Here is a 19,826-nt window from a genome sequence, read left to right as displayed (position 1 = left end):
ACTTGCCGCATGGCCAAGAAATCCCCCACTGACGCCTCCCCGGTCGCCCACTTCGAGCATTCGCTGGAAGAACTGGAGCAGCTGGTGGAGAAGATGGAAACCGGCGACATGAGCCTGGAGCAGTCGCTGAGCGCCTACGAGCGCGGCGTGGGCCTGTACCGCCAGTGTCAGCAGGCGCTGGAGCAGGCAGAACTGCGCGTTCGCCTGCTCAGCGACCCGGCCCGCCCGGAAACCGCCGAGCCGTTCGACCCGCCCAGCCATGACGGTTGAGTCCACGTTCGCGCGTTGGCGCGACCGCATTGAAAGCCAGCTCGACGCCAGCCTGCCCTCGCCGGAACAGGCGCCCAAGCGCCTGCACCAGGCGATGCGCTATGCAGTGCTCGGTGGCGGCAAACGCATGCGCCCACTGCTGGTGTACGCCAGCGGGCAGATCTTCGGTGCCGACGAACATGCGCTGGACGCACCGGCGATGGCGGTGGAGCTGATCCACGCCTATTCGCTGGTGCACGACGATCTGCCGGCGATGGACGACGACGCCCTGCGTCGCGGTCGCCCGACCACGCACATCGCCTTCGACGAGGCCACGGCGATCCTGGCCGGCGATGCGCTGCAGACGCGCGCGTTCGGGCTGCTGGCCGATGCGGCGTTGCCGGCACTGCTGCGGGTGCACTGCCTGCAGGCGTTGACCCACGCCTCGGGTGCGGCCGGCATGTGCGGCGGCCAGGCGTTGGATATCGATGCAACGGGCCACGCGCAGCCGCTGGCCGACCTGCAGCACATGCATGCATTGAAGACCGGCGCGCTGATCCGCGCGGCGGTCCGCATGGGCGCGCTGTGTGGCGATGCACCGCACGCGGACCTGCTGCAGCTGGACGATTTCGCCAACGCCCTCGGCCTGGCCTTCCAGGTGCGCGATGACATCCTGGACGTGGAAGCCAGTTCCGAACAGCTCGGCAAGACGGCGGGCAAGGACCAGGCGCAGGCCAAGTCCACGTTCCCGGCGTTGTTGGGAATGGACGGTGCGAAGGCGGAGTTGGCCGCGCTGAGTGAGCGCATGCACGACAGTCTTTCCGGGTATGACGAACGCGCTGATGCGTTGCGTGCGCTGGGGCGGTTGGCGGTCGAGCGCAACCACTAACGTCCAAAGCCTTGGTCTGCGGACGTCTCTGCGCAGGGCCGGCGGGTGTGGGTTTGCGGGGGGCGCCGTGAATCCATCCGTGGAGGCTCTTGCGAAACATCCATGTTTCGCAAAGCCCCCGCAAACCCACCCCCGCCGGCCCTCTGACGGTTGGTTGGTGCGCACAGGCGATCAAATGCAATTGAACCGCTTTTGCCTGAACAACCGATCCACTGTCGGGGGCAGGCGACTGCTTTTGCTTTCGCTCTTGCTCCAAACAAAAAACGCCCGGCAATGCCGGGCGTTTCTGCATTCCCGGAAAACAGGAATTATTTGATCAGGCGCAGGGTGAACGGATAACGGTAAGCCTCGCCGTTGTTCGCCTTCACCGCCGCAATGATGCAGAACACGATGTTGAGGATGCCCACCAGCGGCGCCAGCAGGCCGCCGATGATCACGATCATCAGGATGAAGCAGATGATCATTGCCAGGGTGATGGTGATCTGGAAGTTCAGCGCTTCCTTGGCCTGGTCGGTGACGAAACCCTTGCTGGCGTCGTCCTTGCTGATCAGCCAGATGATCAACGGGCCGATGAACCAAGTGAAGATGCCCAGCAGGTGCGCGGCAAGCGCCATGGTGCGCTGGTCGCTGGGAACCGGGCCGGCGCTGGTCGGCGGCGGCGGCGGGGCGGTGATGTTGTCGAATTCGCTCACGTGAAACTCCTTGTCCAGTGTATGGGTGGTGCGTGGCAGGCTCCCCGCCTGCCGAGGCAGCTGGCACAGGATACGTCAATCGTTACCGGCAACGGTCATCCGCCCGACCAGGATCGAGCCAACGTGTACGTGCGAGCGGCGGTCGATGTCGCTGCCCACCGCCTCGATCGCCGCGAACATCTCCTTGAGGTTGCCCGCGATGGTGATCCCGTCGACCGGGTACTGGATTTCGCCATTTTCCACCCGGAAGCCGCCGGCCCCGCGCGAGTAATCGCCGGTGACGCCGTTGACGCCCTGCCCCATCAACTCGGTCACCAGCAGCCCGTTGCCCATCTGGCGTGCCAGCGAGGCCAGATCGCCCGCGTTGGAATGCACCCGCAGGTTATGCACACCGCCGGCGTTGCCCGTGGTCACCAGGCCCAGCTTGCGCGCCGAATAGCTGCCCAGCACATAGCGCTGCAGCACCCCGCCTTCGATCAGCGACGAGTCGCGGGTGGCCACGCCATCCCCATCGAACGCGGTCGAACGCAGGCCACGGCGCAGCAGCGGCCGCTCCTCAATCGCGAACCAGTCCGGGAACAGCTGCGTGCCCACGCTGTCGAGCAGGAAGCTGGCACGGCGGTACAGCGCCCCGCCGGACACCGCACCCAGCAGGTGGCCGATCAGCGACCGCGCCACTTCCGGCGAATACAGCACCGGCATCTGCGCGGTGGCCATCGAACGCGGGTTGAGCCGGGCCAGGGTGCGCTCGGCGGCGCGGCGACCGATCGACGCCGCATCTTCCAGGTCTTCGCGGGCCAGCGCGCTGCTGTACCAGCCGTCGCGCTGCATGCCGTCACCCTGCCCTGCGATCAGCGCACAGCCCACCGAATGATGGCTGCTGCGGTCACGGCCGATGAACCCGTGCGAGTTCGCATAGACCGACAGGCTGGTGGCGGTCGACGCCGATGCGCCGTCGGAGTTGCTGATCCGCGGGTCGGCCTCGCGCCCGGCCGCTTCGCAGGCCAGCGCCAGATCCACCGCTTGGTCGGCCTGCAGCGCCCACGGGTGCCAGCTGTCCAGGTCCGGGAACTCGCGCGCCATCAGTTCCGGGTCGGCCAAGCCGGCGGCCTCGTCGTCCTCGGTATGCCGGGCGATTGCGCAGGCCTGGGCCACCGTCGATTCCAGGCTGGCCGGCTGCAGGTCGGCGGTGCTGGCGCTGCCCTTGCGCTGGCCGAAGTAGACCGTGACCGCGATTCCACGATCGCGGGTGGATTCCACCGTTTCGACCTCGCCCAGGCGCACGTTCACATCCAGCCCGCGCTCCTCGCTGCAGCTGACTTCGGCCTGGGTGGCGCCCAGCGCCCGGGCCCGGGCCAGCAGCTGCTGGGAGATGTCGGCCAGCTGTTCCAGCCTCGGCAGGCTGTCGTCGGCGGCATGGGCTTCAGGGGAGATCACGTTCAATGCTTTATCCTGTACGGGTGAGTGCCTGGCGCAACGCCGGGCACAGTTCTGGATGTGGAAAGAAGACGATGCGCGGACGCGACGAAGAAACCGGTGAATTCCTTGATATCAGCCGCAGCCAGAACCGGCGCGACGCGCTGGACGTGCTGGCCCTGGGCGAGAAGCTGGTGTCGCTGACCCCGGCCCAGCTGGCCCGCGTGCCGGTGCCGGAAGACCTGCTGCCGCACATCGCCGAGGCCAAGCGGATCACCGCCCATATTGCCCACAAGCGCCAGCTGGCGTTCCTGGCCAAGCACATGCGCCGCGAGGACGATGCCACCCTGGACGCGATCCGCGATGCGCTGGACGCCAACAGCGATACCTCGCGCCGCGAAGTGGCCGCGCTGCACCGCGCCGAGGATTGGCGCGAGCGCCTGCTCAAGGACGGCGACACCGCGCTGAGCGCGCTGCTGGCCGAGTACCCGCAGGCCGACCGCCAGCAGCTGCGCACGCTGGTGCGCAATGCGCAGGCCGAGCGCGCCAGGAACAAGCCGCCGCGTGCCTTCCGTGAAATCTACCAGGTGCTGCGCACCCTGCTGCTGCCGGCCGCGCTGGGCCTGGAAGCAGCGGCGGCCGACACCGACGACGACGACATCGGCGACGCCGACAGCGCCGAAGACTGAGCCGGGCTGGCAGGACGGGCGCATCCGGCGATCAGGCCTGGGTGCCGCCCACGGTGATGCCATCAATCAGCAGCGACGGCTGGCCCACGCCCACCGGCACGCTCTGGCCATCCTTGCCGCACACGCCCACGCCTTCGTCCAGGGCCAGGTCGTTGCCGATCATGCGCACCTTCTGCATGGTTTCCGGACCATTGCCGATCAGGGTCGCGCCCTTCACCGGCGCGGTGACCTTGCCATCTTCGATCAGGTAGGCCTCGGTGGCCGAGAACACGTACTTGCCGCTGGTGATGTCGACCTGGCCGCCGCCGAAGTTCACCGCGTACAGGCCACGCTTGACCGAACGGATCATTTCTTCCGGGTCATGCTGGCCGGCACGCATGTAGGTGTTGGTCATGCGCGGCATGGTCATGTGCGCGAACGATTCGCGGCGGCCGTTGCCGGTCGGGGCCACGCCCATCAGGCGTGCATTGAGCGAATCCTGCATGTAGCCGACCAGGATGCCGTCCTCGATCAGCGTGGTGCACTGGGTCGGGTGGCCCTCGTCGTCGATGTTGAGCGAGCCGCGGCGACCGTCCAGGGTGCCGTCGTCAACGATGGTCACGCCCGGCGCAGCCACGCGCTCGCCAATACGGCCGGCGTACACGCTGGTGCCCTTGCGGTTGAAATCACCTTCCAGGCCATGGCCGACCGCCTCGTGCAGCAGCACGCCGGGCCAGCCCGGGCCGAGCACCACGGTCATCACCCCGGCCGGGGCCGGAATGGCGTCCAGGTTGACCAGCGCCTGGCGCAGCGCTTCGCGGGCGAAGGCTTCCGGGCGCCCGTCAGCGAACAGTTCTTCGTAGCTGTAGCGCCCGCCACCGCCGGAATAGCCCGATTCACGGCGACCGTGCTGCTCCACGATCACCTGCACGTTCAGCCGCACCAGCGGGCGGATGTCGCCGGCCAGCACGCCGTCGCTGCGCGCGATCAGGATGGTATCCACGCCACCGGACAGGCTCACCATCACCTGCTGCACGCGCGGGTCGGCCGCACGCAGGAAACGGTCCAGGCGCTTGAGCACCTCCACCTTCGCTTCGTTGCCCATGCCATCGATCGGGTCCAGTGCGGGATACAGCGCGCGTGCATTGCCGCGCACCAGCGACCGCGCCGGCTGCGCCCCGCCCTCGCGAGAGATCGCGCGCGCCGAGCGCGCCGCGCCCAGCAGCGCATCGCCATGGATGTCGTCGGAATAGGCGAAGCCGGTTTTCTCGCCGGCAATGGCGCGCACGCCCACGCCCTGCTCGATGGAATGGGCGCCGTCTTTCACGATGCCATCTTCCACGCTCCAGCTTTCGCGGCGGGCGTGCTGGAAGTACAGATCGCCAAAATCGATACCCGGCCCCAGCAGGGTGCCAAAGGTGCGTTCCAGGCCACCGGCATCCAGCCCGGCGGGCAGCAGCAGGCGGTCTTGGGCAAGGGTGAGTGCGTTGTCGGTCATGGTCTTGATCTGTGGGCGCGGGCCGATATCGCAAGCCGTGCGCGGGACATTGTGGGGGTAACGGCCGGGATCAACGTGGCGGCGCGTCGTCGCGGTCGATCACTTCGACCTTGGGTTCGGCCCAGGGGCCGGTCACGCGGTAGGTCTTGGCACCGATCTCGCCCAGCGGCTTGGACAGCACCGCATTGGCGGCCGCGCCCACCGCCGCGCCGACGGGACCGCCGGCGACGGCGCCGACCACGGTAAGCAGGTTGCCGGCGCGCGGATTGACGTCGATGGTCTGGTCGAACTGCTGGCGGCGCAGGTCGGTGCGGCCGCGGATGCTGATGTTGGCGGCCGGGCCTTCGATCAGCACCTTGTCGGTGGTGGCCATGCCATCGGCGAACGCCAGCGTGCCCTCCACCTGGTTGAAGGCGAAGCCCTTGGAGAAGAAATCGCGGAAATCGAACATCAACCGGCGCGGCAGCTGGGTCACGCTGAGCAGGCCGAGCACGCGGCCGGCGCCCGGCTCGAGCTCCAGCAGCTGGCCGTTGCGTGCGTGCACCTGCATCTGGCCCTGCAATGCGCCCAGCTGGAAGTCCGATGGACCGCCCTGCCAGCCGGCATCCAGGCTGATCTGGCCCTGCCCGCCGCGCAGCTGGCCGCCGTAGTCCAGGTTCTGCATCAGCCCGCCCAGGTCCTCACTGTCGACCTTGACCTGGAACTGGGTACGCGCCGCCTCACCCATGCCCAGCCAGCGGCCCTGGATGTCGATCACCTGCTTGGGCGCACGGAACTGCAGCTGGTCCACGCTCAGCCCATTGCCGAACGGACGCGTGCGCAGCACGGCCTGGCCCAGCCGCGCCTTGCCGAACTGAAGGTCGTTGATGTCCAGCGACAGCGGCGGAATCTTTGCCGGGTTGGTGTCGTTGGCGCTGGCTTGCACCCGCGCCGGCAAGCTGGCGTCGGCCGGCAGGATGATCGGCGCGCCATCGGGCGGGGCTTTCACGGGGGTGGGCAGCGACTGCCAGTGCACCCGGTCCAGCTTGCCGACGATGGCCGCGCCGTCGGCATTGGGCACGCTCAGGTCGCCCGACAGCGACGGGCCGTCCAGGCGCACGTCCACGCCGGTGGGATTCGGACGCAGCTGCAGGCGCGTCTGCGCGAACACGCCGCCGGCCAGCAGCAGCTGCCCGACCTGCACATCCACCTGGCGCAGCGGCATCGGGTCCGCACCGGGCGTCCCGCCCGGCGAACGCGCCAGCGCGATCCAGTCCAGGGCATCCAGCGAGCCGCTGCGGCCGTTGACCACCAGCCCACTGGCAGGCGGGTCGCGGTCAACGGTGGCGCTGCCCAGCGTGACCTGCACGCCGGTCTTGTTGTCGTGGGTCCGCGCGGCCAAGGCCAGGCGTTCGCCGAAGGCGACATCCACGCGCCCGGCGCCCATCGGCAGCTGCGCCTTCACGGCGGTGGCCAAGGGCACCTCGGCTGGCTTGTCCAGCGGTGCCGGCAGGTCCAGCCGGGTGCCGACCAGGTCCGAGTGGAGGGTGAGCAGGGTCGGCGGCGCGGTCTTGCCGCCCGGCGCCAGCTTGGGCAGCGTCACCCCGATCGTCCAGCGCGACGTCCCCTCGATGTAAGGCTTGAGCCAGGCCAGCTCGGGCGCGCGGTCGAGCAGCTGGCCGGCATCCATCCGGGCGGCCAGCTCGGCTTCGAACGCATGCTGCGGGTCACGCGCATAACCGCCGGCGCGCAGGCTGAGCTGACCGTCCTGGCCCAGGTGGCGCACGGCCAGTGCCTCGGCTCCGAATCCGTCCTGACTGTACCTGGCCTGGCCGCGCATCGCCTCGAAGGTCAGGTCGAAGCGTTTGTCCGACAGCGTGGCGCCGTCCAGATCCACCGTGCCCTGCAGGTGCCCGCCGCCCTCGGCGTGGTGCAGCGGCTGCAGCAGGTCGAAGGTCACCGCCGCCGGGCCCTTGGCCGCCAGGTTGTCCAGCGAATCGGCATAGGTCCTGTGCAGCGGGCTCTGCTTGAGCATCGCCAGCAGCGCGCCGGCGTCGCTGCGGCTGGCCGCCTTGACGTACAGCTGGGAGGCGCCGAAATCGGCGATGCCCGCATCGAAGTGGTCCACCGCCACGCCGGCCAGGTCGCCACGGCCGTGCAGCTCGAAGCCCGGGCCGATGAAGGCGATATCGCCTTCGACCTTGTCCATCGTCGGCCAGTCACGCTGGAAGCGGATGTTGCCGTTGTCGATGCGGCCGGTCGCCTCGAACCGACCGTTGTGGTCCTTGAACGGCCAGTCTTCCAGGTCGCCGGTCACCAGGCCGATACCCCCGCGGATATGGCCCCCCACCAGCGCCGCATCCAGCCAGTCGGTGGCCGCTTTGCTCATCTTGGAATGGATCCAGAAGCGCTTGGCCGCGGTCATCGGCACGTCGTCCAGCTTGGCCGCCAGCTGCATCCATGGGCGCGTGCCATTGCCCTGGAACCACATCGTGCCGCGCACGTCGGCGGCGTAATCGGTGCCCTGCACGCGCAGCGCCGGGGTGCCGATGCGCCAGCCGCCGCCTTCATCGCGCCAACCCACCATGCTGCCGGCCAGGCGCACGTCATGGCGCACGCCGAACCCGGTGGGCCAGTCGAAATGCATCACCCGGGTCGGCTGAAGGTCGAGCCGGAAGCCGTTGGCATCGCCCTCGAAATGGCCGCCCACCCCACCCAGGCCGGGTGCGTGGCCGGCGGCGGCGAACTGGATCTCTTCCAGCTCGCCTTCAAAACCCAGCGGCCCGTCGCGCTCGCCGGCGAACCGCACGCGGCTCATGCGCACCTTCGGCGCCGCGTCGTGCAGCCAACTGCGCAGCCCGGCATCGATCCGATCGGTCAACGCCAGCCCGCGCAGCAGCGCGGTGGCATCGATGTTGTCGCCGGCCAGCGCCATGTGCTGGCCGCCGGCCACCAACAGCCCATCCAGCGTTTCGGTGCGTCCTTCCAGGCCGATCCGCAGGCGCGGTGCATCGGCACGCCAGCCGCCCTGCACCCAACGCCAGCGCGCGCGCAGCTGCAAGGTATCGAGCTTCAGTTGCGGGCGCCCGCCATCGGCCAGGCGCGCACCGCGCAGCTGTACGCCCGCCAGGTCGGCATCGGTGGTGATCATCACCGGGCGGCGGTCGCGCAGGTCCACCCAGGCATTCAACGTGCCGGTACCCTGCTGCAGGGCCACGCCGCCGAACTGCAGCAGCGACGACCACGCACGGAAGTCGGCCGGGTCGGCGGCCAGCCAGGCCTGCCCGTTGCCGTGGGCACGGTCGAAATCCACCACGGCCGTCAGCGGGGCGCCCTTGAGATCGGCCCACGCGCGCGCGCCCACCGCCAGCCGCGGCCCGTTCACCCGCAGCCGCAGGTCGATGCGCGGCAGTTCGGTCTGTACGTTCAACGACGGCGCATCCACCCGCAGCCGGCCGCCGATGACCTGCAGTTCGCCCAGCCGGCGCAGCGTATCCAGCGGATCGCCGCCGGCCTTGGGTTGCGGCAGCCCCTGCACCGACCAGCGGCCATCGGGCGCACGCTGCAGCACCAGCGCCAGGCCGCGCAGGCGCAGCTCGGTCAGCGAACGGCCGGGCAGCAGCCCCGAATACATCGAGACCTGCACTTCAGCCTCGCCGATGCGCAGTCCCTCGCCTTCACCGATGCGCAGGCCCTTCAACGCCAGCACCGGGCCGCGCCGGGTCCAGCGCGTCTGCAGCTGGTCGAAACGCACCGGCTGGCCGGCACGCGCACTCAACCACCCGGCCACCTTGTCCGGGTGCCGTTCGGCCAGCGGCAGCACCTGGCTGAGGCTGCCCACCAGCACCGCCACACAGACCAGTACGATCGCCATGGCATAGACAGCATGGCGGCGAATCCTTCGCAGTCGCAGGCGCAGCGGCGCGCTCATCGGGTCCCGCAGGCGCCGGCGCACCACTGCGCGGGCCGGCTCAGGTCACAGCAGCACGACATCGAACTGCTCCTGCAGGTACTGCTCGTCGGCCTGGAAGCGGATCGACTTGCCGAGGAATTCCTCCAGTTCGGCCACCGCCGAGGATTCCTCATCGGTGATCCGCGCCACGACCTTGGACGAGGCGATCACCAGCAGGCGCGCGGCATCGAACTGGCGCACGGCCCGGGTGATCTCACGGAAGATTTCGTAGGTGACCGTTTCCGCGGTCTTGATCGACCCGCGCCCGCTGCATTCCGGGCACGGCTCGGACAGCTGGCGCTCCAGGCTTTCCACGGTGCGCTTGCGGGTCATTTCCACCAGCCCCAGCGGCGAGAACTCATACACCGTGGTCTTGGCATGGTCGCGCGCCAGCGCCTTCTCCAGCGTGCGCAGCACCTGGCGGCGGTGCTCGGCGTCATCCATGTCGATGAAGTCGATGATGATGATCCCGCCGAGGTTGCGCAGGCGCAGCTGGCGCGCCACCGACTGCGCGGCCTCGAGGTTGGTGCGGAACACCGTTTCCTCCAGGTTGCGCTGGCCCAGGAACGAGCCGGTGTTGACGTCGATGGTGGTCATCGCCTCGGTCTGGTCGATCACCAGGTAGCCGCCGGATTTGAGCGGCACCTGCTTGTCCAGCGCGCGGCCGATCTCATCCTCCACCCCGAACATGTCGAAGATCGGGCGGTCGCCGCTGTACAGCTCCAGCTTCTCGGCCAGCACCGGCATGTACTTGGCCACGAAGGCCTGCAGCTGGGTGAAGGTCTCCTTGGAGTCCACCTTCACCTTGTCCACGTCCTTCCGGATCAGGTCGCGCACCGAACGCAGCGGCAGGCTCAGGTCTTCATAGATCACGCTGCACGGGGCCGCCTCGCGGCCACGGCGCTCGACCACGTTCCAGACCCGTGACAGGTAGGCGATGTCTTCGGCAATCGCCTCGGCCGGCTGGCCTTCGGCGTTGGTGCGCACGATGTAGCCGTAACCGCCGTGCTGGGCCGACAGCTCGGTGACCAGCGTCTTGAGCCGGGCACGCTCGGCCTCGTCCTCGATCCGCGCCGATACCCCGACCACTTTGGACTGCGGCAGCAGCACCATGTAACGCGAGGGAATGCTGATCTGGGTGGTCAGGCGCGCGCCCTTGGTGCCGATCGGGTCCTTGACCACCTGCACCACGATGTCCTGGCCGTCGCGCAGCAGCTCCACGATCGGCACCGACGACGGCGGCGGCAGCGTGGTGCCCTCGGTATCGGGGCTGGCCACCGGGGCCGGCCGTACCACGTCGTTGGCGTGCAGGAACGCGGCGCGCTCCAGCCCGACCTCGACGAAGGCCGCCTGCATGCCGGGCATCACCCGCTGCACCTTGCCCTTGTAAATGTTGCCCACCACCCCGCGGCGCCAGCCACGTTCGATGTGCAGCTCCTGCAGCATGCCGTTTTCGATGACGGCCACGCGGGTCTCGCGTGGGGTGACGTTGACCAGGATTTCTTCAGACACCGGCGACTCCCTTCGATTCAAATGCCTGCAGCAACTGCTCGGTCTGTTGCAGGGGCAAGCCCATGACACCCGAATAGCTTCCCGCCAGGTGGCGGATGTAACGCTCGGCCCCGCCCTGGATGGCGTAGGCCCCGGCCTTGCCCATCGGCTCGCCGCTGGCCACGTAGGCGGCAATGGCCGCCTCGTCCAGCGCGATGAAACTCACCTCCGACACGACCATCACCGCCTGCTCGGCGCCGGCGGCGACCAGCGCCGCCGCGGTCATCACCTGGTGGGTGCGGCCGGCCAAGCGGCGCAGCATGGCGGCGGCATCGGCGGCATCGACCGGCTTGCCGAACACCTCGCCGTCCAGCACCACTTCGGTGTCCGCGCCGAGCACCAGCGCGTCGGGGTCGTGGGCCACCTGCGCCAAGCCGGCACGGGCCTTGTCGATGGCCACGCGCTGCACGTAGTCCTCGGCGGTTTCCCCGGCGGCCCGTACTTCGGGCACATCCAGGTCCAGCGCGCGGAACGGTCGGTCCAGGCGCGCCAGCAGTTGGGTTCGTCGGGGCGAACGAGAGGCGAGATAAAGCATCGCGGAAGCATAACCTGCGGGCCCTGTCTGAATCGCGAGCAACGCCTCCGAATCGTCATCAACCCCGATAAACCTCACCAGACGTTCATCGCTCCGACACCAACCTCAACGCCTTCACATGGAGATGCATATGCGCCGCCCGACCCTGTCCCCGCTGCTGCTTGCCCTGTCCCTTGCCCTGGGAACCTCGATGACCGCCCACGCCCAGACCCCACCCGCCATCGCCGTCCCCGCCGACAGCACCCTGCTCAACATCTCGGCCAACGCCGAAGCCCGCCGCGTGCCCGACGTGGCCACGCTGTCGGCCGGCGTGGTCACCCAGGCCACCGATGGCAACACGGCCATGCGCCAGAACGCCGAACAGATGGTCAAGGTGCTGGCCGCGATCAAGGCCGCCGGCATCGCCGAGCGCGACGTGCAGACCAGCGGGGTCAACCTCAGCCCGCAGTACCGCTACGCCGAAAATGAAGCGCCGAAGATCACCGGCTACCAGGCCAGCAATACTGTCAGCCTGAAGGTGCGCGACATCGCCAAGCTGGGCAAGGTACTCGACGCGCTGGCCGCACAGGGCGCCAACCAGATCAACGGCCCGCAGTTCGAGATCGACCAGCCCGAACCGGTCTATGACGAAGCCCGCCTGGCCGCACTGAAAAAGGCCCAGGCCCGTGCCGAGACCTACGCCAAGTCGATGGGCCTGCGCGTGCGTCGAATCGTCAGCATCTCCGAAAGCGGCGGCGGCAACTTCCGGCCGGTGATGATGCGCGCCGCAGCCGCGCCGATGGCCGCCGATGTTTCCACTCCGGTGTCGCCGGGCGAATCGACGGTGTCGGTCAACCTGGACGTGGTGTTCGACCTGGGGCGGTAAGCCGCGCCTGGCGGTAGCGCCGGCCGTTGGCCGGCGCATTCCTGACTGTCAGCCAAACATCCTGGCGCCCCCTGACTTCCGGCCCGTGCCGGCCTCGGGTATTGCTGTCATTGCGGGGCCCCGGCCCCTGCACGTTGATGTTCCCGCACGCACATCTGGCAAGGAGTGGCGCATGGTCCGTACGCATCCCCCGGTGGTCCCGCTGCAAATCGACGTCCCGCGCGTGCTTGGCTGGAGCACCGCGCTGGCCCTGCACCTGCTCGCCCTGATGCTGCTGCTGATTCCCGCCGCCTACGTGGCTGCCCCGCTGCCCCGCGAGCGGACGGTGGTGAACCTGATCACCCCACCGGTGCCGCAACCGGAGCCGCCGCTGCCGATCCCCCCACAGGAACCGGTGCCGGTGCGTGCGCCGACCACGACCCCGCGCGTGGCCCCGCTGCCGCTGCCCACCGCCAGCGCGGACGACGTACTGGCCGTGCCGCCTCTGCCGGCCAGCGACGTACAGACGCCGACCCTGGCGCCGGTCGAGCCGGCGCCGGCGGCTTCCGGTGACGGCGCGCAGCTGCAGTACCGCACCGCACCGCCGCCGAGCTACCCGATCGCCGCCATCCGGGCCGGGGAGCAGGGGACGGTCACCCTGCGGGTGCAGGTCGACGCCGACGGCAAGCCGACCTCCGTCTCCATCGAACGCAGCAGTGGTTCGCGGGCGCTGGACCATGCTGCGCGGCAGCAGGTGCTGCGCAACTGGCGCTTCGTGCCGGCCCAGGTCAACGGGCAGGCCGTGCCGGCCGTGGGCCTGGTCCCGGTGAGCTTCTCGCTGCCGCAGTAACGTCAGGGATGCGGGGTCCCGAACCCGGGGCCCCGCACTTCTTTGACCGCCGGCACCAATTGCGCGAATTAAGCAATTTTTCACGTTTACGTCACCTGTTGGAAACCTAGATTGGCGCCGACGCGTCAATCCGTTGACGGCGCCCCAGCCCAGACCCCAGGTTGTCCAGTCAGGAGAGAAGCTGTGAAACACCCGATCCAACAACGCTACAGCGGCAACCGTCGCAATCCGCTTGCCCACTCCATTTCTTCGGCCCTTGCTGGCGGCGTGCTGCTGCTGGCCGGCGCCTTCGCCTCCTCCTCGGCCCTGGCCCAGGACCAGGCCACCAACCTGGACCGCATCACGGTCACCGGGTCGAATATTCCCCGCACCAACACTGAAACCCCCTCGCCCGTGCAGGTAGTGACGCGCCAGGACATCGACCGCAGCGGCAAGACCACCGTGGCCGAGTACCTGCAGACGCTCACCTCCGACGGCGCCGGCTCCATTCCCAAGACCTTCGGCAACGGCTTTGCCGGCGGCGGCGCGGGCATCTCGCTGCGCGGCCTGGGTGCCGGCTCCACGCTGGTGCTGTTGAACGGCCGCCGCATGGCCACCTACGGCCTGGCCGATGACGGCCAGAAGGTCTTCACCGACCTGAGCACCATCCCGCTGGACGCGGTCGAGCGCGTGGAAGTGCTCAAGGATGGCGCATCGGCGATCTACGGCTCCGACGCCATCGCCGGCGTGGTCAACATCATCCTGCGCAGCGATTTCGATGGCGTGATCCTGCGCGGTTCGTACGGTCTGTCCGGCGACAGCGATGGCGACGCAAAGAAGGCCACCTTGACCGCCGGTACCGGTGACCTCGCCGAAGACGGCTGGAACGCCTTCTTCAGCCTGGACGTCGGCAAGACCGATGCGATCAAGATCAGCGACCGCAAGGACCGCAAGTGGATCGGTACCGGTGACCTGCGCCGCTGGGGCATCGCCGCCTCCGACGCGCAGTTCCTCAGCGGCGCATTCCTTAACGGCGCCACCAGCGGCGGCGCCGGCCCGAACGGTTCGGTGTTCGACGACCGCAACGTGGATGCCGACAACCCGGCCTTCCTGGTACCGCTGCCGGGCTGCCAGTCCGTGACCAACATCCCGGGCCAGACCGATGCCTCGATCGCCGAAGACGGCTGTCTGTACGATGCAGCCCAGCAGTTCCGCGACCTGAGCCCGAAGGAGGAATACGTCAACGTATTCGGCCGCGCCAGCTTTGCATACGGCGAAGGCGGCGAGATCTACACCGAGATCGGGTACTCCAAGAAGGAAACGGTCTTCAGCAACACCCCGTCCGGCGTGTCCGGCAGCTGGGGCTATCCCGGCGGCCCGGTCAACGCCAGCAGCGGTCCGGGTGCGGTCGTCCTTGGGCCGACCCATCCCGACAACCCGATCCCGGGCCAGGCCTCGCGCCTGCGCTATTCGGCCTGGGACGTCGGCCCGCGCGTGACCACCAACACCAATGAGTTCACCCGCTTCCTGGTCGGCACCAAGGGCAACTGGGGCGAGTGGGGCTACGACACGGCCTACCTGCATTCGAGCACCAACCTGGTCAACAAGCGTGACGGCTTCCTTCGCTACAGCGCCGTGCAATGCGCGCTGGGCGACCCGGCCTGCGCGGGTGGGACCTGGCGCATCGGCGACAACGCCGGGCAGAACTCGCAGGCGCTGTACGACTATATTTCGCCGCAGATCCAGGCCAACGCCAAATCCAGCCTGGACATGTTCGACTTCACCGTTTCGCGCAGCCTGATGGACCTCAAGGGCGGCCCGCTCGGCCTGGCGATCGGTACCGAATGGCGCAAGACCAGCAACAGCCTGACCCCGCAGACCTATACCGACGTGGGCGACATCATCGGCCTGGGCTACTCGGCCTATGACGGCACCCAGAACGTGTACGCCGGCTACGTGGAACTGTCCGCGCCGGTGCTGGAGCAGCTGGAGTTGTCGGGTGCCGTGCGTTACGACAAATATGAAAGCGGCGAAGGCAAGGCCACCCCGAAGTTTGGCGTGAAGTGGACCCCGGTGGACTGGGTGGCACTGCGTGCCACCTACGCGGAAGGCTTCCGCGCGCCGAATCCTGCCGAGAACGGCGATGGCGGCCTGGCGGCGTTCTCCACGGCACGTGATCCCGTGCGTTGCGCGGCCAGCCCGCCGGCGGATGTGACCACCAACTGCGGCGCGCGCCCGGTGGCCATCATCACCAGCCCGAACCCGGACCTGAAACCGGAAGAGTCCAAGAGCTACTCGTTCGGCATCGTGCTGCAGCCGACCTCGACCACGTCATTGACGGTGGATGCATGGGAAATCAAGCGCACCAATGAGATCGCGCAGGGCAGCACCGCCGACGCGATCGCAGCGGGCAGCGTGCTGCGCGACACCGACCTGATCAACGGCATTCCCGGCACCGGCACCATCCTGGCGGTGAATACCGCCTACGTGAACGCCAACTCGTCGCGGGTGCGCGGTATCGATACCGATATCCGCCAGACCTTCGACGTCGGCCCGGGCCAGCTGGAGATGGACCTGCAGTGGAGCCACGTGCTGAAGTTCGAACGTACTGAAGGTGACAACACGGTCGATTACGTGGGCACGCACGGCAACTGCGACGTGACCAACTGCATCGGCACGCCCGAAGACCGCATCAACTTCGGCACCACCTGGAAGCAGGATGCGTGGAGCGTCAGCGGCGTGGTCAACTACATCAGCAGCCTGGAGAACAAGGACCGCCGCGGTGGCGATTACCTCGCGTTCTATGCCGATGGCACGCCGGTGGAGAAGATCTCCTCGTTCACCACATTCGACCTGTCCGGTCGCTACAACATCACCGACGCGTTCGAACTGAACGCCTCGGTGCAGAACGTGTTCGACCGCACCGCCCCGCTCGACCCGACCACCTACGGCGGGGTGAACTACAACCCGCTGCACTTCAGTGGCGCGATCGGCCGTTACTTCACGGTGGGTGCGAAGTACACCTTCAACTGACCCATGCTGGTGTGAAACGAAAAGCCCGGGCATTGCCCGGGCTTCTTCGTTCATTGGTCACAGGCAAAAAAAAGCCTCGCATCGCTGCGAGGCTGTTAAAACTTGGCGCCCGAAGTTGGACTCGAACCAACGACCCCCTGATTAACAGTCAAGTGCTCTAACCGGCTGAGCTATTCGGGCGGGGTGCAAATTGTAACCAGTTTTTCGCAGCTTGTAACCCGTCTGCGCGGAATTTCTTCACGCGCGGTGATACGGATGGTTGGCCAGCATCGCCGCTGCGCGATACAGCTGTTCGGCCACCACCAGCCGCACCAGCATGTGCGGCAGGGTGAGCGGGCCGATCGACCACTTCTCGTCGGCCAGCGCCGATACCTCCGGCGAATGCCCTTCCGGGCCGCCAATCAGGAACGCCAGGTCCCTGCCCTGCCCGCGCCAGTGCTCCAGGCGCTGCGCCAGCTGCTCGGAGCTGAGTTGCTTCCCCGGTACATCCAGCGCCACCACATACGCGTTCTTGGGCAGCGCGGCGATCACCCGCTTGCCTTCGTCCTCGGTGGCGCGACGCGCATCGCGTCCCTTGCCACGCAGGCCCGGCTCGATTTCCACCAGCTCGAACGGCAACCAGTGCGAGAGCCGCTTCTGGTACTCGGCAAAACCCTGCGCCACCCAGCTGGGCGCGCGTTCACCGGTGGCGATCAGCCTGGCTTTCATCGTCATGCTCCTTCAAATGACAACGGCGCCACCCGGCGCCGTTGTCGTCACCACGTGCGCAACGCTCAGCGCGCAGCGTAGTCGTCTTCTTCGTCGCCCTCGTCGAGCAGGCTCGGCGGCTGGTCGCCCACCGTCCACAGGCGCTCCAGCGCGTAGAACTCGCGCACGCGCGGCAGCATCACATGCACCAGCACGTCGCCCAGGTCAACCAGCACCCACTCGGCTTCGCGCTCGCCTTCCACGCCCAGCGGCATCATGCCGAGGTTCTTGGCGAACTTGACCACTTCGTCGGCAATCGACTTGACGTGGCGGCTGGAGGTGCCCGAGGCGATCACCATGAAATCGGTGACGCTGGACTTGCCGATCACGTCGATCTCGACCACGTCCCTGGCCTTCAGTTCTTCGGTGGCCTGGCGCACGCACTCCAGCAGCTGCTGGGTGGACGGTGCCGGGTTCGGCATGGTGACCTTGATGGTCTGGGGCTGGGCTTGGTCGCTCAAAGCAGGGAGACTCGATAAATGTGGGGCCGATTATACGGGGCGGAGGAGCTGAACGTGTTCACGGCGTAGGGACCCCGTACAGGCCATGGCGGGCGATGTAATCGGCGACCGGCGGTGGCAGGAGCCCGCGCCAGTCCCCGTCGGCGGCGATCCGCTCCCGCACGGCCGTGGCGGATTCGTTGCGCAGCGGGGCGTGCAGGCGCAACACGCGCCCTGCGGGGGCGCTGAACAGCGCCTTGTCGGTGTCTGCCCAACGCCCCTCCAGCGCCTGCTGCAGCGGGGCCGGCAGGGCCTGCTCCAGCGAGCTTCCCGGGCGGTCGGCCACGATGAAGTGCGCCAGCTCGAACAGGTCCTCCCACTGGTGCCAGCTGGGCAGGCCCAGCAGGCTGTCGGCGCCTACCAGCCAGGCGATGGGCTGGCGCGGGCCCAACTCGGCACGCAGTTCGCGCAGCGTGTCGACGGTGTAGGAAGGGGTCGCCGGCTGGCGCTGGGCGCGTTCCAGCTCGCGCCGGTCCAGCAGCAGTCCCGGCTCATCGCCGATCGCCAGCGCCAGCATCTCCGCCCGCTGGGCGGCATTCGCACCGGGGGCCTGCCGGTGCGGCGGATCGGCCGCCGGCAGCAGGCGCACCGCGACCTGCAACTGGTCGCGCGCCGCCCGCGCGATGGCCAGGTGCCCCAGGTGCACGGGGTCGAAGGTTCCACCGTAATGGATGCGCAGGCCCACGGGGCTCAGGCGCGCGCGAGCAGGCGTACCGCGCGCGCTTCGGCCACGGCCACCAGCAGCCGCTCCAGGCCCAGCCAGGCATCGCCGTCGGCGCGCCCCTTGGCCATGCGGTCCACCAGCCCGGCCTCAGCGACGAAGCGCTCCCAGCGTTTGGCTTCCGGGTGCCGCTGCAGCGCGCGTTTGAACGGCGCCTGGCGCGATTCCCAGATGCCGCGGCTCTTCATTTCGGCCGCCAGGTTGCCACCGCGCGCCTGCACCCTGGCCAGCGCGGCGGTGGACAGCATCTCGCGGATCACCATCGGCATCAGCGCGGCCACCGCCTCGCCTTCGCCGCGCAGCCCGGCCAGCATGCGCAGCACCGCCGCCGGTTGCCCGGAGAACGTGGCTTCCAGCAGGCGGAACACGTCGTAGCGGGCGGCGTCGGCCACCAGCGATTCCATGGTGTCCACATCCAGGGTCTGGCCACTGGCCAGCAGCGCCAGCTTGTCGATTTCCTGCGCGGCCGCCAGCAGGTTGCCCTCCACCCGCTCGGCCAGCCGCTGCACGGCGGCCGGGTCCGCGCGCAGGCCCTGCTGGCGCAGGCGGCGTTCGATCCAGTCCGGCAGCTCGTGCGGCTTGATCGCCCAGGCCACCGACAGCACGCCGACGCGGCTCACCGCCTCGGCCCACTTGCCCTGGTGCGCCTTGCTCCATTCGTTGCAGGTGATCAGCAGGATCACGTCCGGCGCCGGGTTGGCGCAGAACTGGCTGATGACCTCCCCACCCTCCTTGCCCGGCTTGCCGGTCGGCAGGCGCAGCTCCACCAGCCGGCGCGCACTGAACAGGCTGGGGGCATTGAAGGTGGCGTCGAGCTGGTTCCAGTCGAAATCGCGGCCGTCGGCATCGAACACTTCGCGTTCGCTGATGCCGTCGGCGCGGGCCCGCGCACGCACTGCATCGGCCGCTTCCAGCACGCGCAGCGTTTCCGGCCCGGCAATCAGGTACACCGGCGCCAGAGCCTGGCTGGCCGGCTGGCTGGCAAGCTGTTCGGGGCGCAGTTCCATCGTGCGGCCGGTCCGCCAGGCGGGCCGGTCAGCCGCCCTGCGGCGGCTTGACGGCCGGCACTGCGGCCGGAGGCGTGGTCGACGGCGTGGTCGACGGCACGCCGGCAGGCGCCGCTGCCGGATCGGCGGTCGGCTTGGCCGGCGGGTTGAGCCGCCCGCGCTCCAGCTCGGCACGCACAACACTGTCAATGCGGCGCATGATCGACGCCGACATCTCACGGCGCAGCTCGTCGGCCAGGATCTCGCGTTCGGTGGTGGTACCGGTGGAATCGGTCGGCGGCGAGACGTAGTCGCGCGACAGCTCGATGACCTGCTGCGGGACCAGGTCGCTGCCGTCTTCGCGACGGAACACGAAGATCACCGCGTAGCGGAGGCTGAACTCCTGTGCGCGGCCCTGGGCATCGATCGCGATGGGCAGGTCGCCCCAACGCTCGGACAACACCTGCAGCTGCGCGGCCGGTTCCTTGCTGTCGGCGTCGGCAAGCGTCGCGCCCGATGCCTGCAGGCCACGCCGGAGCAGCTTGGCCAGTTCGCTGTAGGGCGCCGTGGAGACCACCTTCACCGCCGCCGTATCGGCCGGCAGCATCAGCTTGTTGCGCAGGTGGAAGCCACAGCCGGCGAGGGTAGCGGTAAGAACAAGGGCAAGCAGGAATCGGGTCATGTTCACAGTCTGGAGGAGCCGGGCGAAGCCGGCAACAGAAAAATGGATGCCGATA

The 19,826-nt window shown here is 68.4% G+C and carries 17 protein-coding genes and 1 tRNA gene; 6 read left to right on the top strand and 12 right to left on the bottom strand.

Features of this window, described 5'->3' with window-relative positions; all coding sequences use genetic code 11:
- Positions 1–9 precede the first annotated feature (9 nt).
- Both QE395_RS05655 and QE395_RS05650 read left to right on the top strand, forming a co-directional pair.
- Positions 10–270, top strand: coding sequence for an exodeoxyribonuclease VII small subunit (locus QE395_RS05655; protein ID WP_068853531.1), 261 nt, complete (start codon positions 10–12; stop codon positions 268–270).
- Positions 260–1,138 carry a farnesyl diphosphate synthase gene (locus QE395_RS05650; protein ID WP_306987883.1) on the top strand — a complete coding sequence of 293 codons (879 nt, stop codon included), beginning with the start codon at positions 260–262 and terminating at the stop codon, positions 1,136–1,138. Before QE395_RS05655 ends, QE395_RS05650 begins: the two co-directional genes overlap by 11 nt.
- Before the next feature lie 308 nt (positions 1,139–1,446).
- Here QE395_RS05650 and QE395_RS05645 read toward each other — a convergent pair whose 3' ends face one another.
- Positions 1,447–1,830 (bottom strand): DUF4870 domain-containing protein, encoded by a 384-nt coding sequence (locus QE395_RS05645; protein ID WP_217537137.1) that lies wholly within the window; start codon positions 1,828–1,830, stop codon positions 1,447–1,449.
- Between the two features lie 75 nt (positions 1,831–1,905).
- Positions 1,906–3,273 carry a metalloprotease PmbA gene (gene pmbA, locus QE395_RS05640; RefSeq protein WP_306987880.1) on the bottom strand — a complete coding sequence of 456 codons (1,368 nt, stop codon included), beginning with the start codon at positions 3,271–3,273 and terminating at the stop codon, positions 1,906–1,908.
- A 68-nt stretch (positions 3,274–3,341) separates the two neighbouring features.
- Between pmbA and yjgA the strand changes: the two genes are divergently transcribed.
- A complete protein-coding gene (yjgA, locus tag QE395_RS05635) occupies positions 3,342–3,935 on the top strand; it encodes a ribosome biogenesis factor YjgA (RefSeq protein ID WP_306987878.1) in 594 nt (197 codons plus the stop codon).
- Positions 3,936–3,966: 31 nt separating this feature from the next.
- Here yjgA and tldD read toward each other — a convergent pair whose 3' ends face one another.
- From tldD to QE395_RS05615, 4 genes are all read right to left on the bottom strand, one after another.
- Positions 3,967–5,412, bottom strand: a complete 1,446-nt coding sequence (gene tldD, locus QE395_RS05630; protein ID WP_184126485.1) for a metalloprotease TldD — start codon at positions 5,410–5,412, stop codon at positions 3,967–3,969.
- 70 nt (positions 5,413–5,482) lie between these two features.
- Positions 5,483–9,322, bottom strand: coding sequence for a YhdP family protein (locus QE395_RS05625; RefSeq protein ID WP_306987876.1), 3,840 nt, complete (start codon positions 9,320–9,322; stop codon positions 5,483–5,485).
- A gap of 45 nt (positions 9,323–9,367) precedes the next feature.
- A complete protein-coding gene (gene rng / locus QE395_RS05620; RefSeq protein WP_068853541.1) occupies positions 9,368–10,855 on the bottom strand; it encodes a ribonuclease G in 1,488 nt (495 codons plus the stop codon).
- On the bottom strand, positions 10,848–11,429 hold the full coding sequence (locus tag QE395_RS05615) for a Maf-like protein (RefSeq protein ID WP_306987874.1): 582 nt from the start codon (positions 11,427–11,429) through the stop codon (positions 10,848–10,850). Before QE395_RS05615 ends, rng begins: the two co-directional genes overlap by 8 nt.
- A 130-nt stretch (positions 11,430–11,559) precedes the next feature.
- Between QE395_RS05615 and QE395_RS05610 the strand changes: the two genes are divergently transcribed.
- From QE395_RS05610 to QE395_RS05600, 3 genes are all read left to right on the top strand, one after another.
- Positions 11,560–12,294 (top strand): SIMPL domain-containing protein, encoded by a 735-nt coding sequence (locus QE395_RS05610; RefSeq protein WP_210130786.1) that lies wholly within the window; start codon positions 11,560–11,562, stop codon positions 12,292–12,294.
- Positions 12,295–12,466: 172 nt separating this feature from the next.
- Positions 12,467–13,123, top strand: coding sequence for an energy transducer TonB (locus QE395_RS05605; protein ID WP_093533418.1), 657 nt, complete (start codon positions 12,467–12,469; stop codon positions 13,121–13,123).
- A 183-nt stretch (positions 13,124–13,306) separates the two neighbouring features.
- Entirely contained in the window at positions 13,307–16,135 is a 2,829-nt protein-coding gene (locus QE395_RS05600) for a TonB-dependent receptor (protein ID WP_306987871.1), read from the top strand.
- Between the two features lie 103 nt (positions 16,136–16,238).
- On the opposite strand, the gene QE395_RS05595 is transcribed toward QE395_RS05600, so the two are convergent.
- From QE395_RS05595 to lptE, 6 genes are all read right to left on the bottom strand, one after another.
- Positions 16,239–16,315 (bottom strand) — tRNA-Asn (locus QE395_RS05595).
- Positions 16,316–16,372: 57 nt separating this feature from the next.
- Positions 16,373–16,843, bottom strand: coding sequence for a 23S rRNA (pseudouridine(1915)-N(3))-methyltransferase RlmH (gene rlmH, locus QE395_RS05590; RefSeq protein ID WP_068853546.1), 471 nt, complete (start codon positions 16,841–16,843; stop codon positions 16,373–16,375).
- A gap of 65 nt (positions 16,844–16,908) precedes the next feature.
- A complete protein-coding gene (rsfS, locus tag QE395_RS05585; protein ID WP_068854726.1) occupies positions 16,909–17,304 on the bottom strand; it encodes a ribosome silencing factor in 396 nt (131 codons plus the stop codon).
- 97 nt (positions 17,305–17,401) lie between these two features.
- The gene (nadD, locus tag QE395_RS05580) at positions 17,402–18,067 is read right to left on the bottom strand and encodes a nicotinate-nucleotide adenylyltransferase (protein ID WP_249832877.1); all 666 of its coding nucleotides are present in this window, start codon (positions 18,065–18,067) and stop codon (positions 17,402–17,404) included.
- Between the two features lie 5 nt (positions 18,068–18,072).
- Positions 18,073–19,110 (bottom strand): DNA polymerase III subunit delta, encoded by a 1,038-nt coding sequence (holA, locus tag QE395_RS05575; RefSeq protein ID WP_093533420.1) that lies wholly within the window; start codon positions 19,108–19,110, stop codon positions 18,073–18,075.
- 28 nt (positions 19,111–19,138) lie between these two features.
- Entirely contained in the window at positions 19,139–19,771 is a 633-nt protein-coding gene (gene lptE / locus QE395_RS05570) for an LPS assembly lipoprotein LptE (RefSeq protein ID WP_093533421.1), read from the bottom strand.
- Positions 19,772–19,826 lie beyond the last annotated feature (55 nt).

Origin of the sequence: Stenotrophomonas sp. SORGH_AS_0282 (assembly GCF_030818125.1) — a bacterium.
GTDB lineage: Bacteria > Pseudomonadota > Gammaproteobacteria > Xanthomonadales > Xanthomonadaceae > Stenotrophomonas > Stenotrophomonas rhizophila_A.
Note: the sequence above shows the minus strand (reverse complement) of the source record. Positions and strands in the feature narration are given on the sequence as shown.

What these genes read in the sequence shown, in the direction of transcription:
- QE395_RS05605 (WP_093533418.1), top strand. Translation starts at nt 12,467, where the DNA reads ATGGTCCGTACGCATCCCCCGGTGGTCCCGCTGCAAATCGACGTCCCG.
- QE395_RS05615 (WP_306987874.1), bottom strand. Translation starts at nt 11,429, where the DNA reads ATGCTTTATCTCGCCTCTCGTTCGCCCCGACGAACCCAACTGCTGGCG.
- tldD (WP_184126485.1), bottom strand. Translation starts at nt 5,412, where the DNA reads ATGACCGACAACGCACTCACCCTTGCCCAAGACCGCCTGCTGCTGCCC.
- rsfS (WP_068854726.1), bottom strand. Translation starts at nt 17,304, where the DNA reads ATGCCGAACCCGGCACCGTCCACCCAGCAGCTGCTGGAGTGCGTGCGC.
- holA (WP_093533420.1), bottom strand. Translation starts at nt 19,110, where the DNA reads ATGGAACTGCGCCCCGAACAGCTTGCCAGCCAGCCGGCCAGCCAGGCT.
- QE395_RS05625 (WP_306987876.1), bottom strand. Translation starts at nt 9,322, where the DNA reads ATGAGCGCGCCGCTGCGCCTGCGACTGCGAAGGATTCGCCGCCATGCT.
- QE395_RS05610 (WP_210130786.1), top strand. Translation starts at nt 11,560, where the DNA reads ATGCGCCGCCCGACCCTGTCCCCGCTGCTGCTTGCCCTGTCCCTTGCC.
- yjgA (WP_306987878.1), top strand. Translation starts at nt 3,342, where the DNA reads ATGCGCGGACGCGACGAAGAAACCGGTGAATTCCTTGATATCAGCCGC.
- QE395_RS05650 (WP_306987883.1), top strand. Translation starts at nt 260, where the DNA reads ATGACGGTTGAGTCCACGTTCGCGCGTTGGCGCGACCGCATTGAAAGC.
- lptE (WP_093533421.1), bottom strand. Translation starts at nt 19,771, where the DNA reads ATGACCCGATTCCTGCTTGCCCTTGTTCTTACCGCTACCCTCGCCGGC.
- rlmH (WP_068853546.1), bottom strand. Translation starts at nt 16,843, where the DNA reads ATGAAAGCCAGGCTGATCGCCACCGGTGAACGCGCGCCCAGCTGGGTG.
- QE395_RS05655 (WP_068853531.1), top strand. Translation starts at nt 10, where the DNA reads ATGGCCAAGAAATCCCCCACTGACGCCTCCCCGGTCGCCCACTTCGAG.